General features: G+C 63.4%; 12 protein-coding genes. 6 read left to right on the forward strand and 6 right to left on the reverse strand.

Going from position 1 to position 13,417, the window contains the following annotated elements; translation table 11 throughout:
* Positions 1 to 11: 11 nt before the first annotated feature.
* Complete coding sequence (locus DV733_RS02135; RefSeq protein WP_049993543.1) at positions 12 to 1,391, reverse strand: adenylosuccinate synthase; 1,380 nt, start codon at positions 1,389 to 1,391, stop codon at positions 12 to 14.
* Positions 1,392 to 1,585: 194 nt separating this feature from the next.
* Here DV733_RS02135 and DV733_RS02140 point away from each other — a divergent pair, with 194 nt between their 5' ends.
* Positions 1,586 to 1,891 carry a hypothetical protein gene (locus DV733_RS02140; RefSeq protein WP_049993544.1) on the forward strand — a complete coding sequence of 102 codons (306 nt, stop codon included), beginning with the start codon at positions 1,586 to 1,588 and terminating at the stop codon, positions 1,889 to 1,891.
* A 24-nt stretch (positions 1,892 to 1,915) separates the two neighbouring features.
* On the opposite strand, the gene DV733_RS02145 is transcribed toward DV733_RS02140, so the two are convergent.
* Positions 1,916 to 4,414 (reverse strand): DUF7527 domain-containing protein, encoded by a 2,499-nt coding sequence (locus DV733_RS02145; RefSeq protein ID WP_049993545.1) that lies wholly within the window; start codon positions 4,412 to 4,414, stop codon positions 1,916 to 1,918.
* 90 nt (positions 4,415 to 4,504) lie between these two features.
* Here DV733_RS02145 and DV733_RS02150 point away from each other — a divergent pair, with 90 nt between their 5' ends.
* The 3 genes from DV733_RS02150 (at position 4,505) to ctaD (ending at position 7,132) form a co-directional block, all read left to right on the forward strand.
* Complete coding sequence (locus DV733_RS02150) at positions 4,505 to 4,915, forward strand: DUF7541 family protein (protein WP_049993546.1); 411 nt, start codon at positions 4,505 to 4,507, stop codon at positions 4,913 to 4,915.
* A 57-nt stretch (positions 4,916 to 4,972) separates the two neighbouring features.
* Positions 4,973 to 5,269 (forward strand): DUF6684 family protein, encoded by a 297-nt coding sequence (locus DV733_RS02155; protein WP_049993547.1) that lies wholly within the window; start codon positions 4,973 to 4,975, stop codon positions 5,267 to 5,269.
* Positions 5,270 to 5,353: 84 nt separating this feature from the next.
* Entirely contained in the window at positions 5,354 to 7,132 is a 1,779-nt protein-coding gene (gene ctaD, locus DV733_RS02160) for a cytochrome c oxidase subunit I (RefSeq protein ID WP_049993548.1), read from the forward strand.
* A 52-nt stretch (positions 7,133 to 7,184) separates the two neighbouring features.
* On the opposite strand, the gene DV733_RS02165 is transcribed toward ctaD, so the two are convergent.
* On the reverse strand, positions 7,185 to 7,766 hold the full coding sequence (locus tag DV733_RS02165; RefSeq protein WP_049993549.1) for a hypothetical protein: 582 nt from the start codon (positions 7,764 to 7,766) through the stop codon (positions 7,185 to 7,187).
* A 57-nt stretch (positions 7,767 to 7,823) separates the two neighbouring features.
* Positions 7,824 to 8,297, reverse strand: a complete 474-nt coding sequence (locus DV733_RS02170; protein ID WP_049993550.1) for a hypothetical protein — start codon at positions 8,295 to 8,297, stop codon at positions 7,824 to 7,826.
* Positions 8,298 to 8,511: 214 nt separating this feature from the next.
* On the opposite strand from DV733_RS02170, the gene DV733_RS02175 reads away from it, so the two are divergent.
* Positions 8,512 to 8,784, forward strand: coding sequence for a DUF7520 family protein (locus DV733_RS02175; protein ID WP_049993551.1), 273 nt, complete (start codon positions 8,512 to 8,514; stop codon positions 8,782 to 8,784).
* A 54-nt stretch (positions 8,785 to 8,838) separates the two neighbouring features.
* Entirely contained in the window at positions 8,839 to 9,372 is a 534-nt protein-coding gene (locus tag DV733_RS02180; RefSeq protein ID WP_049993552.1) for a 2'-5' RNA ligase family protein, read from the forward strand.
* 4 nt (positions 9,373 to 9,376) lie between these two features.
* Here the strand turns inward: DV733_RS02180 and acs are convergent, their stop codons facing one another.
* Both acs and DV733_RS02190 read right to left on the reverse strand, forming a co-directional pair.
* Positions 9,377 to 11,365, reverse strand: a complete 1,989-nt coding sequence (gene acs / locus DV733_RS02185; protein ID WP_049993553.1) for an acetate--CoA ligase — start codon at positions 11,363 to 11,365, stop codon at positions 9,377 to 9,379.
* Between the two features lie 104 nt (positions 11,366 to 11,469).
* Positions 11,470 to 13,173, reverse strand: coding sequence for an acyl-CoA mutase large subunit family protein (locus DV733_RS02190; protein ID WP_049993554.1), 1,704 nt, complete (start codon positions 13,171 to 13,173; stop codon positions 11,470 to 11,472).
* Positions 13,174 to 13,417: the final 244 nt, after the last annotated feature.

Genomic DNA, 13,417 nt, shown 5'->3' on the forward strand with positions numbered 1-13,417 from the left:
AGTAACCACTATCAGAATTCCGGCTCTTCGAGGACGAGTGACTGGTCGCGGCCCGGACCGATACCGACGGCGTAGATCGGTGCGCCGAGTTCGTCGCTGATGTATTCGAGGTACGCGCGGGCGTTCTCGTGCAGCGCCTCGTAGCCCTCCTCGGCCACTTCGTCCCAGTCCTGTTCGGGCCAGCCCTCGAACGTCCGGAAGTTGGCCTCGCAGCGAGCCCACTCTTCGGTCGTCGCGGGAATCGTCTCCAGTTCCTCGCCGTCGAGCGTGTAGCTGTGGCCGACCTGTAGTTCGTCGAGACCCGCGAGCGTGTCGACGTGGTTGACCGCGAGTCCCGTGAAGCCGGAGACACGCGCGGCGTGGCGGAGCATCGGCATATCGAGCCAGGCGACCCGGCGCGGCCGACCCGTGACGGTGCCGTACTCGTCGCCCTCCTCCCGGATGTACGTCGCCAGTTCCTCGTTGTCGCCTTCGCCCTGTTCTTCGTAGCCCGGTGTGTCGCCGACGACGCCGCCTAATTCGGTGGGCATGGGTCCGCTACCCACACGGGTCAAGTAGGCCTTGACAATCCCGATTACGTCGCCGGAGCCGACGACACCCGGTGCGAGACCGGTGCCGGTACAGGCCCCGCCGGCGGTCGGGTTCGATGAGGTGACGTAGGGGTAGTTACCGTGATCGATGTCGATGAGCGTCCCCTGTGCGCCTTCGAGCATGACGTTCTTGCCGTCGGCCATCGCCTCGGCGAGGAACGCGCTGGCGTTGACGGTCCGGTCCCCGTCGGCGAGGCGCTGTCCGTACTCGCGGTACTCCTCGAACAGCGCGTCGACGTCGAAGGCGTCGGGATCGTCGAGGTCCTCGACGGAGAGTCCGTAGACGTCCTCGACGACCGCGCGCTTCTGCGGGACGACGTACTCCAGTTTTTCGCGGAGCACGTCGGGATCGAGCAGGTCGCCGATCCGGACCCCGCGGCGGCCGGCCTTGTCCTCGTAGGTCGGGCCGATTCCCCGGCCAGTGGTGCCGACCTCCTGGTCGTCTTCGCTCTTGACGTCCTCTTCGATCCCGTCCAGCACGCGATGGTAGGGGAGGATCGCGTGTGCACGGCGCGCGACGCGAACGTCCGGATCGAGGTCGCGCTCGCGCAGCGTGTCGATCTCTTCGAACAGCGTGCGCGGGTTGACGACGCAGCCGTTGCCGAGCACGCCGATCTTGCCCCGGACCGCACCGCTGGGGACGAGCGATAGCTTGTACGTCTCGCCGCCCTCGACGACGGTGTGGCCGGCGTTGTCTCCGCCCTGGTAGCGAACGACGAGGTCAGCGTCCTCGCCGTAGAGGTCGACGACACCGCCTTTCCCCTCGTCTCCGAGCTGGGAGCCGACGATCGTGACAGTCATCACGGCCGAATTCCGCCCACCCGGGTAAACAGATTACGGTCCGTCCTCCGCTTCAACTGTCATCATATACCATGCCGGATTGCGAGTGAATGTATCACAACGTGTAAATAGGCCGACGCTGTAGTTCGCTACAGCGGTTTCTGGCCGGAAATACAACAACATTTAAACCCTGGGCTCACAAGTTAACAAATGCCATGATAGACCGGCTTGAGAAGGAAGTCGACATGCTGGAGCGCCATCTGCAGGTGTTGCGGATGGTCATCGAGAACGAGCCGATCGGCATCGTCAAGATGTCTAACGAGACCGGCTACCCACATCACAAGGTTCGCTACTCGCTTCGCGTTCTCGAAGAGGAGAACCTGATCGAGCCCTCGAGCCAGGGTGCGATCACGACCGAGCAGACCGCCGAGTTCGTCGACGACCTCGACGAGAAGATCGATCACATCATCGAGAAGCTCGAGGGCATGAAGATCGACGGTGCGGCCGAGATCGAGAACTGAGCGATTCCCCGAGTGCCGCCTGTCCTACAGTTCCGGGACCGCGAGGTGAAAGCCGCCGTCTCGTGACTCGACCAGACAGAGGTGGAAGCCGTCTTTTCGCGACAGTCGCACGAAACTCTCGCGTTTGTCACGACTCAAGATTCCGCCGCCGGACGCCTCTGCTGCAGTCTCCAGGGCGTCAGGGTCGAAGAAACTCGACGTGACGAAAAAGGCTCCCGCGAGGTGGTCGCTAGACTCGCCGACTCGCGTTGCCGCCGTCACGAGATTGGTCATCATCTCGTCGGTCGCGGCCTCACGTGAGTCGTTGAGGTTCGTCACGACCAGCGGGTTGCCCATCCGATCGCGTAACACGACGTCGAAGTGTTCCTGTGTTCGTTGCTCTTCGCCTTCCTCGGTGACCGAGACGGTGACGGAACCGTTCAGTTCGGCGCGGTCGATCCGGGGAAGCGCGTCGTAGAGGTCCGCGAGCGCGTTCTGGTGGCCAGTGTCCCGAATCTCGTACAACAGCGTGCTGACGACCCAGTCGACGAATCGATAGTGGAGCGTCTCGAAGAGAAACTCCTCGAAAGGGCGGCCGTCAACGGCCGCCTCGTCGGCCTCGAAGCCAGTATGATACTCCAGGTTGAGGTTCGCGTCGACCGCTTCGGCGTCCACCGAGCCGTCGTGGGCACTCTTCAGCGTCGCGTCGCCCTTCGATTCGTACCTGACGAAGAGATTCGTCCCGTCGATGGCCTGTGCCGGACTGAGCGACGTTTCTGCGGCTGGAGCGGTCTCCGAGGGACTCTCGCGCTCGTCGAGTTCCTGGCGGAGTTGCTCGATTTCGGCCTGGAGTTCGTCTCGCTCGGTGCGCACGCGATCGAGTTCCGCCTGTAACTGGTCGCGTTCTTCGGTGAGTGCGTCACGTTCAGACGCCAGTTCGTCCCGGGTGGCTTCCAGATCCGCGCGTTCGGTCTCCAGTTCGTCGAGTCGACGCTGGAGATCTTCGATCTCCGCCTGTGCCTCTTCGAGTTCGGCGTTCGTATCCGGCTCTCGACTACCCGGCGCCGAACGGCGAGTACCCCTCTCGCGTGCCTGCTGGCCCGTCGACTGCGACGGGGGCGCCTGGCTTTGCTCGCTGTCGCTGCCGTCGGGCGTCCACGTTCGCTCGGGGTCGACCGACGGGATCGTCCGATGTTCGAGTTCAGCCGTCTCCCCCGACGGCGTCTCCTCGGAGATCGCTCGCTCGGCGACCTCGGTCGCTCTGTCGGTTGCCTCCGATCGCTCGGATCGCCGGTCTCGCCCGCGCTGGTCTCGCTCGGGTTCCCTGCTCTCTGTCACCGGCTCCTGGGACCTCCGTGAGCGATTCGCCCCCGATCGGGGACTCTCGTCGACAGGCTGCTGGCGGCGACGGTCCGATGGCTGACCCGTCTCCGATCGTGTTTCGTGGCCCTCGCGGTCGTCGCGACGGCGCTGGGGTGACTCGCCGTGCGAGGACTGGCGTGGCTCGGTTTCGCGCCGGGGCCGCTCTGATCCGCTGTCCGCCGGCCGCCTCGGCTCGTCCTCCGGGGAGCGACTGGATTCGCTGCCCGGTCGCTGACTCGACTCGCGATCCGACGAGTTACGCGTCCGCCCAGCAGTCGATTCACCCGACGAGTCCGCTCCGCGTGAGGGGTCCCGATTGCTCCGCCGAGCGGGTCCGTCCGGGTCCGTGCTGGTGCTCGCCGACTGCTGCTGGGATGTCCGCTCGGGATCGCCCGAACGTTCACTCCGGCCGGCCCGCTTCTCACTCGGAGCGCCCTCCCGCGTCGAAGGCTCTCCCGCGTCCCTGTCCGCGGTTTCAGCTCCCTCCGTGGTATCCCTCGTCGCGGCCCCCGAACCAGACTCCGGCGCCGTCCCGGAGGACGCCGACCCGGAGTCGGGCTGTCCGTCAGGTTCCGAGGCGGGTTCGTCAGCCGACTCGTTCGTGGGCACGGCCGACGCACTACCGTCGTCGTCTGGCGGTTCCGGTTCTGGAATCTCGATCGGGTCGACTGCTGCTGGGCGGACTTCGTAGATGCCGACTTCCTCGTCAGCCTGTTCGAAGGCTTCCTCGTCGGTGATGAGTCGCTCTGACTCGCCGACGAACGCGACACTCATCGACTTGCCGCCGTGGTAAACCACGTAGTAGTCGCCGCTGAGGACGTTTTCGGACAGTTCGACGTATCCAGTGAATCCGCCCTCGGAGAGTTGCTGGTCAGCCTCGGCGAGTGCCGTCTCTTCGCTGTAATATTTCGCGCGTACCTCGTCGCTTCGCTCTTGCATCACAGCAAGCAACGGCAGCGCGGCCGTCGGCGCCTCGTAGACTGTTCCCGTAGCGTCTTCGAAGTCCTCGATCGATCCGCCGAGGACGCCGACGACTGTGCCGTTGAGCATGTAGAGCGTCGCTCGTCCCGCCGTGATCGCTCCGGAGAACGAACGGTCGGCCAGTGTGTGCAACTCCTCGTAGCCGTCGGAGAAGGGGCGCGAGTCCCACTCGTCGACACGGTCGGCCGTGCGCGTCGTCATTGTCATGGACAAGTCGTATGTGGGCCAAATACTTTGCGCCGCGTCAGACACAATCGGTGCGCCTTTTTCCGTGGACGCCCAAACGGGGATATGAACGAGAAACCGGGAGTCAGCGATCGCTACCGGATGGCCAGTCCGTGGCCGCTGTTTGTCGCACTCGGATTCGCACTATCTGAAGTCGGGATCGTACTCGGCGTCTTCCCGATCGCCGTCGGGGGCGTGCTCCTGTTCGGTGGCAGCGTCGCCGGAATTCTCACCGAGTCGGGGTACGCATCACATCTCTGGAAGACGGCGATGGCGGTCGGTGGTGGACTCCTGGTCGTCGCACTGGTGCTGGCCATCATCCAGGGACAGTTCGAGGCCGCTGCGGTGTCTGGTGCGATCGAGACACCGAACGAACCCGGCTATCGACTCCTCAGCCGTGGCGTCGCCATCGCGGTCGCAGGCGTTCTTCTCGGGGCCTTGGGCCTCTCGCAGATGGGGCGCTACGCCGGTCGGTAGGGACCACCACGGACGCGAACCAACAGCCTATTTACTCGCCTCTGCTATGGCTGGCATATGGACAGGTCAATCTTCGATCGGGACACGTTGCTCGACCTGACGGTCAACGTCATCCCCCTCGGTATCCTGGCGTTCTTCCTCGTCGTATTCCTGGTGTACGCACCTGGACCGTTCGCGTTCGATTCGGTGTTCACGACTGTCCAGCTGGCGATCGTCTTCACCACGTTCGTCTTGCTGGCTGTGCTGACCTACTACGCCGGGAAGGCAATCGCTGGCGCGGAGAAGGAACTGGGGACCCACGCCGAGACCACGACGATCGAACCCGACGGCGCAGCCTCCGACGACGAACCATAAAGTGCCCCCGTTATCACGGGTCGAACTGAAACCATTGCCGATCGATCCAATCCTTTCTTTACCCCCCGGTCCTGAGAGGCCCATATGGCAAGCGGACAGCTCGCGATAACTGTGCTGATGGGGCTACTCCTCATCGTCGTCGCCGCCGTTCTCACCCGGATCGAGAACTGGCGGTCGTACACGCCACTGGCGGGCGGCGGCGGGGGCCTCATCGGCGAGGACAGCGGGTATGGACACGCAGAGAAACCAGCGGGGATCACACGCTGGCTCACGACGGTCGACCACAAGGACATCGGCCTCCTCTACGGCCTCTACGCGCTGATCGCGTTCGCCGTCGGCGGGATCATGGTCATGCTGATGCGGGTCGAGCTCCTGTGGCCGGGCGTCGACATCCTCGAGACGCAGACGTACAACGCCTTCCTGACTAGCCACGGGATCACTATGCTGTTCCTGTTCGGGACGCCGATCATCGCCGCGTTCGGGAACTACTTCATCCCGCTTCTGATCGGGGCGGACGACATGGCGTTCCCGCGGATCAACGCCATCGCCTTCTGGCTACTCCCGCCCGGGGCACTCCTGATCTGGGGCGGCTTCCTCATCCCGGGTATCGCACCCGCGCAGACGTCCTGGACGATGTACGCGCCGTTGTCGGCAGGAGCCGGGACGGAGTCGGTCGGCGGCGTCGGCGCGGACATGATGTTGCTTGGACTGCACCTCACCGGCGTCTCGGCGACGATGGGGGCGATCAACTTCATCGCGACCATCTTCACCGAGCGTGACGACGACGTGACCTGGGCGAATCTGGACATCTTCTCCTGGACGATGCTCACCCAGTCGGGGCTAATTCTGTTCGCATTCCCGCTGCTGGGCAGCGCGCTGGTCATGCTGCTGATGGACCGTAATCTCGGGACGACCTTCTTCGCTGTCGAGGGCGGTGGGGCACTGCTGTGGCAACACCTGTTCTGGTTCTTCGGCCACCCCGAAGTGTACATACTGGTGTTACCCCCGATGGGGCTGGTCAGTTACATAATCCCGCGCTTTTCGGGGCGGAAGCTGTTCGGGTTCAAGTTCGTCGTCTACTCGACGCTGGCGATCGGTGTGCTCAGCTTCGGCGTCTGGGCACACCACATGTTCTCGACGGGAATGGACCCGCGCCTGCAGGCCTCGTTCATGGCTGTCTCGTTGGCGATCGCGATACCATCCGCAGTCAAGACGTTCAACTGGATCACGACGATGTGGAACGGGAAGATCAAGCTGACGACGCCGATGCTGTTCTGTATCGGCTTCGTCGCGAACTTCATCATCGGCGGTGTGACCGGCGTGTTCCTCGCCGCAGTGCCCGTCGACTCGATGCTGCTGCACGACACCTACTACGTCGTGGGCCACTTCCACTACGTGATCATGGGTGCGATCGCCTTTGCGATCTTCGCGGGCGTCTACTACTGGTTCCCGATCTACACGGGTCGGATGTACCAGAAGACCCTGGGCAAGTGGCACTTCTGGCTGACGATGGTCGGGACGAACATCACGTTCTTCGGGATGCTCATCCTGGGCTACCTGGGAATGCCGCGCCGGTACGCGACGTACAACTTCGCGATCGGTCCGACCGACGTCTTCAGCATCCTCCATCAGTCGGCCACGGTCGGCGCGTTCCTGCTGCTGATCGGCCAGCTGATCTTCGTCTGGAACGTCGTCTCCTCCTGGAAGGAGGGCCAGCGGATCACCGACGGCGATCCGTGGAACCTCAAGGAGGACGACCTCTACAGTCGCGAGTTCCGCTGGTTCGAACGCCGCCGTGAGGACGATATCGCCCTGGCGGACGGGGGCGAGGAATCCGCGGATGCGGATTCCGAGCAACGGTAGATCTACGATCTACCGGCAGTCCAAAATTGCGGGTTGATTTTGGAGCGACCGACTATTCTTCGACCACGATCGACGACTCTGCAGTGACGACGACAGTGAACCCCCACGTGAACGACGTGTCGCCGTCGAACGTCGTTTCGTCGTCGGGATCGAGGGCGTACTCCTGCGAAAATTCGTACGAGTCGTTGGGCCAGCAGGCAGTGTTAGAGTCGTGATTTAGCACGGCATACTCTTTCGAGACCGTCTCACGAGGCTCGAATCGATGGCCCGCTATCGCCGGCAAGACAGTCGGGATCGTGCGCCAGCAGTCGTCTTCTCGCCTCGGCGGGGGCGTGGAGTCGAGCACCAGCGCCGAACCGTCGGCCCTCGCCTGTGGGGTCGGGAACGGAAAGTCGTCGTTCGGGGTCGTGAGGACGTGCGTCGTGTCGTCGGTGTTCGTTACCGCGAGGTCGATCACTGGAGGCCGAGAGACAGTCGGTTCGGCGGCCACGACGCTCGCTTGGAACTGGAACGGGTGCTGGCCCGACGCTGTCTGTGTCGTCGTGGTCGACTGCCCCTCCGGGCGAGAGACACAGCCAGCGAGGGCGAGTCCCCCGACCAGCGACGTCTCAGCGAGGAAGCGACGGCGGTCCATACAGGCGGCTTCTGGAAAGAGCAGTAAATGCTTTGGGCGCGTGACAATGGCGAGTGGCTACGAGTCAGTGGGGCTGTCCGCACGCGTCACGTACAGCAATGCTGCGAAGACGAGGATAGCAGCCACCTCGACGACGATCGCGCCAAGTTCTGCCGGCCCGGCCAGAAGATGGTCCAGGAACCACTGGACAGAGACCGTCTCGTTCGCTGCTCGTTGCTCGCCAAAGAGGATGAACTCCCGATGGCCGAGCAAGTGCCAGAGGTAGTAGCCGACAACGTACCCAGCCATCAGGAGGGTGCCGGCGGCGTAGAACGGGCGACGATTCTCGCGTGTGTGAGCGTAGGCGATGCCGCCGAGCAGTACGATCCCAGAGACGATGAGTAGCGGATAGCGAGCGCCCGCCCGGAGGGGGATTCCGGCCTCGAACCAACTCGACCAGCCCAGCACGCCGACGACGACGTGGATCATCGCCGCGACGACGACGAGCTGGACGGCGAGGAACTCCAGCACGAAGATTCGATCGTCGGTCATTGCTCGAACTCAGGCACGGGTGGATTTAATCTCCCCGTCTCGGGACGCTCGGGCGCCGCCGGCACACGATCACCCCGCGATGAGCGCGACCCCGGCGACGAACATCATGAACGCGATCAGCGCGAGGACGATGAACAGCAGATCCTTGTCGGACATATCTCTCCCTTTGGACTCGAAGTGAAAAGACTAATCGCTCTCGGCCCGAACGACCGATGTGACAGAATCTACCGCCTCGCGGTGGCAGGGCCGGCGCGTCCTCTACGTCGTCTACGCCACGGTCGTCACCATCGCCGCGCTCATGGGGTTCATCATTGGAACGATCAACCCCGACGGGCTGAATCCCGTGCTCTTCGGCGTTATCGAGCTTCCGCCGACACCTGTCGGGATGGTCGTCTTCGGCGTCATCTACGTGAGTATCGGCCTCGGTGCGCTCATGCTCACCGTCGAGTTCGTCGCCGAGCGCTTCGACGACAAGCGCGTGGAGTGACAGACACGCGCTGGCGGAAGCCTTTTGCTCGTGGCTGGGCCAGCCCGGAGCACGATGATCATCGTCGGACCGACCCTACCGGAACCCTATCACAGCGATGTCGAATCCGTCTGGAACGAAATCGCAGAGGAGTTCGGCACGAACGGTATCTCGAACCCTATTCCGCATTTCACGCTCTACGGACTCGACGGCGACAGCGATATCGACGCGCTCGAGAGGGCGCTCGAAACCGCCCTCGGGGACTGGGACCCCTTCGAGGTTCGAACTGACGGGTTCGGGATCTTTCCGGGTGATCACGTCTGGATCCCGGTCGCGAAGTCGCCCCGGCTCACGAGTCTGCATCAAGACGTGGTCGAAGTTGCACGAGAGTGTGGGACTGCGCCCACCCCCTATTACGAACCACATCGGTGGTTCCCGCACGTCGCGCTCGCGCTCGGCTTCGATAGCGAGCGAGTCGGCGACATCGTCCGGTTCCTGCGCACCTCAGACTACGATTTCGAGCGAGAGCTTACCGTCGGCAACGTCGAGATAACGTATCGACCAGAGGGCGCAGAAGAGTTCGAGCGCGTCGCTTCGATTCCGTTGTGAGAGCCTAGTCCTGCAGCTGATCCCGAATTCGTTCGGGAACGCTCGGGTCCCGAAGCGTCGTCGTGTCACCGAGGTCGTCGTCGTTGGAGATGTTCTCCAGGAGGCGGCGCATGATCTTGCCCGAGCGGGTCTTGGGCAAGTCGTCGACGATCACGATGGCGTTCGGCCGGGCGAACTTTCCGATGTCGCGCTCGACCGCCGCGACGATCTTGTCCTCGATTCCCCCGGGATCAACACCCTCTCGAAGCGTGACGTAGACGTCCGGCACTTCGCCCTTCTCGGGGTCGTTCCGGGAGACGACGGCGGCCTCGGCGACCTCTTCGACCTCCGACACTGCGGATTCCAGTTCCATGGTTCCCAGACGGTGGCCGGCGACGTTCATCACGTCGTCCAGCCGGCCGAGGATGCGGAAGTAACCGTCCTGGGCGTGGACTGCACCGTCGCCGGTCTTGTACACCCAGTCTTCGGGATCGTCGGAGTCGGTCTCGGAGAAGTCACGCCAGTACTCGTCGATAAAGCGGTCGTCGTCGCCGTACACGGTCTGGAGCATCCCGGGCCAGGGGCGCTCGATGACGAGGTTGCCCGCCCGTCCGGACGCGGGTTCGATCTCGTCGCCGCGGTCGTCGTAGATCGCCGGCTGGATACCGGGCGCGGGTTTGCCGGCGCTGCCGGGCTTCATGTCGTCCAGCGCGGGCAGGTTCGTGATGAGGTGGCCGCCGGTCTCGGTCTGCCACCAGGTGTCGACGATCACGGCGTCGCTGTCGCCGATGTGCTCGTAGTACCAGTTCCAGGCTTCCGGCTGGATCGGCTCGCCCACCGTGGTCATGTGCCGGAAGTCGAAATCGTAGCCCTCCAGGTACTCCTCGCCCCACTTCATGAACTGCCTGACGGCGGTGGGTGAGGTGTGGAAGATATCGACGTCGTACTTCTCGGCGATCTCCCAGATGCGGCTCTTGTGGGGATGGTCGGGCGCACCCTCGAACATGACGCTCGTCGTCCCGAGCGAGAGCGGCCCGTAGACGATGTAGGTGTGGCCGGTGATCCAGCCGATGTCCGCCGCACACCAGTAGGTGTCCTCGGGCTTGATGTCCAGCACGTACTTCGAGGTTCCCGTGGCGTAGGCGAGATACCCGCCCGTGCGGTGCTGGCAGCCCTTGGGCTTGCCCGTCGTCCCCGAGGTGTACATCAGGAACAGGGGGTCTTCGGCGTCTCGCGTGACGGGGTCGACGCGGGTGCGTTCGTTGTTGGCCAGTAGTTCAGAGACCAGAACGTCCCGTCCCTCTTCCAGTTCGGCGTCTGGGTGGAGTTCGCCCTCGTGGCGCTCCCAGACCAGCACTTTGTCGACGTCTTTCTCGGCGAGTTCGCAGGCCTCGTCGGCCTTCTCCTTGTGGTTGAGGAGGTCACCGCGGCGGTAGTACCCGTCAGCGGTGACGACCACGTCGCTGCCCGCGTCGTCGATTCGGTCGGCCAGCGCCTGCGCGGAGAAGCCCGCGAACACCTCGCTGTGGGGCGCGCCGATCCGGGCACATGCGAGCATCGTGATCGGGAGCGCGGGCAACATCGGGAGGTGCAGCGTCACGACGTCGTCCTCTTCGACACCGGCGTCTTCGAGCGCGGCGGCCATCTTGTTGACCTCGCGGTAGAGGTCCTGATACGTGATGTTGCGTTGCTCGCCGTCTTCGCCCTCCCACAGCAGCGCTGTCTGGTTCTTGCGCTCGTCGAGGTGACGGTCGATACAGTTGTACGAGGCGTTCAACTCGCCGTCGACGAACCACTCGTAGAAGGGTGGGTTCGAGTCGTCCAGCACCTCGTCCCAGCGCGATTCCCACTCGAGCAGCTCGGCGTACTCCTCGAAGCCCTCGGGGAAATCCTCGAAGCGGTCGTATATCGCCGGGTCGGAGACGTTCGCCTGCCCGACGAACTCCGGTGGCGGCCGGTAGTAGTCCTGGTCGGGGAGTCGTGCTTCCAGTTCGGAATTATCATCGTCGACCATCGTAGTTCGGAGTTCACGCGAGGGTACAAAGAAAGTATCCCCTGCTGCAATCGCGTGCCGAGAGCGGTGTTTGCCGATGAGTGGCGTCTGCTGGTGTGCAGTCCTCAATCTGCGACGCCCGTGCCCTCGCGATACGTCCCGTAGTGCCCCTCGAAGACGCGCATGACCTCGCCCATCGTCGCCTGGGCTTTCACTGCGTCGACGATCGCGGGCATCGTGTTGTCCGCCCGCTCGATCGCGGCCTCGATCTCCGCCAGTGCGTCACGGACAGCATCATCGTCGCGCTCGTCTTTGACCCGCGAGAGGCGTTCACGTTGGCGCTCCTGCACCGACTCGTCGACTGTGAGAATCTCGGTGTCTTCGTCGCCATCCGTGGTGTAGGCGTTGACGCCGACGACGGTCTCCGCTCCCTCCTCGACGCGCTGCTGGTACTCGTAGGAGGCGTCCTGGATCTCCCGCTGGAAAAAGCCCTGCTCGATTCCCCGAAGGACGCCCTCGCGCATCGAGCCATCTCCTTTCTCGCGGATCTCCTCGATGTAGTCCATCGCCTCTCGTTCGACCTCGTCGGTCAGTTTCTCGACGGCGAAACTCCCGCCCAGCGGGTCGACGATGTCGGCCGCGCCCGACTCCTCGGCGATGATCTGCTGAGTGCGAAGCGCGACGCGGACGGCGTCCTCGCTCGGCAGTGCCAGCGCCTCGTCGTAGCTGTTGGTGTGAAGACTCTGGGTCCCGCCCAGCACGCCAGCCAGTGCCTGTAACGTGACGCGGACGACATTGTTTAGCGGCTGCTGTGCGGTCAGGCTCTGCCCCGCAGTCTGGGTGTGGAACTTGAGCTTGCGGCTCTGCTCGCGGTCGGCGTCGTACCACTCGTCCATGACCCGGGCGTAGATCCGCCGTGCGGCCCGGAACTTGGCTACCTCTTCGAAGATCGAGTTGTGGCTGTTGAAGAAAAACGAGAGTTGCGGGGCGAACTCGTCGACGTCCAGCCCGCGGTCGATACAGTCCTCGACGTAGGCGAAGCCGTCTGCCAGAGTAAAGGCCAGTTCCTGGATCGCAGTCGACCCGGCTTCCCGGATGTGATAGCCCGAGATCGAGACGGGCTTGAACTTCGGTGTCTCCCCTACCGAAAATTCGATCACGTCGGTAACGAGCTTCAGCGACGGCTCTGGCGGGATGACCCACTCTTTCTGCGCGATGAACTCCTTGAACATGTCGTTCTGGAGGGTCCCTCGAAGCTGTTCGCGGGGGACACCGCGCTGGTCGGCCAACGCGACGTACATCGCGTAGATCACCGGTGCAGAGGGATTGATCGTGAAGGAGGTCGAGACGTCCGCGAGGTCGATCCCGTCGAAGAGGATCTCCATGTCCGCGAGCGTGTCGACGGCGACGCCCTCGCGTCCGACTTCCCCCTCTGCCATGACGTCGTCCGAATCGATCCCCATCAGCGTCGGCATGTCGAACGCCGTCGAGAGGCCGGTCTGACCCTCCTCGATCAGGTAGTGAAAGCGCTCGTTGGTCTCCTCGACCGTGCCGAAGCCAGCGAACTGGCGCATCGTCCAGGTTCGCCCGCGATACATCGTCGGATAGACGCCCCGGGTGTACGGTGGCTCGCCTGGGAAGCCGAGGTGGTCGTCGTAGTCGAGATCCGCGATGTCTGCCGGGGTGTACAGACGGTCGACCTCGTGGTTGGAGACGGTCGCGAAGCGGTCTGCCCGCTCGCCGTAGGAGTCGAGCACGGGATCGAGCGTCTCCTCGTCCCACTCGCGCTTTGCCTCGCGAATCCGCGACAACTCCGCCTCGTCGAACATAGCCCGAGTTTATCGTGAAAAGCCATTAAGGATTGGGTGTGTCCCGACGTAGCTGCTGTGTCGAGCTGTCCGAAACGAAGAGAGGGGGCACAGGGGGGCCCGATCACCATGTCAGAAGCAATCGTTCTCGGGCACAGTGCGAGCCGACGTTTGCTCGCATTGTTTACTCAATACCGAGTAATACTTGAATGGTTCTATTTCGGCCACGTTCGCCTATATAGATATACAATTAATATATACTTCT

Source organism: Halapricum salinum, from assembly GCF_004799665.1.
Classification (GTDB): Archaea; Halobacteriota; Halobacteria; order Halobacteriales; family Haloarculaceae; genus Halapricum; species Halapricum salinum.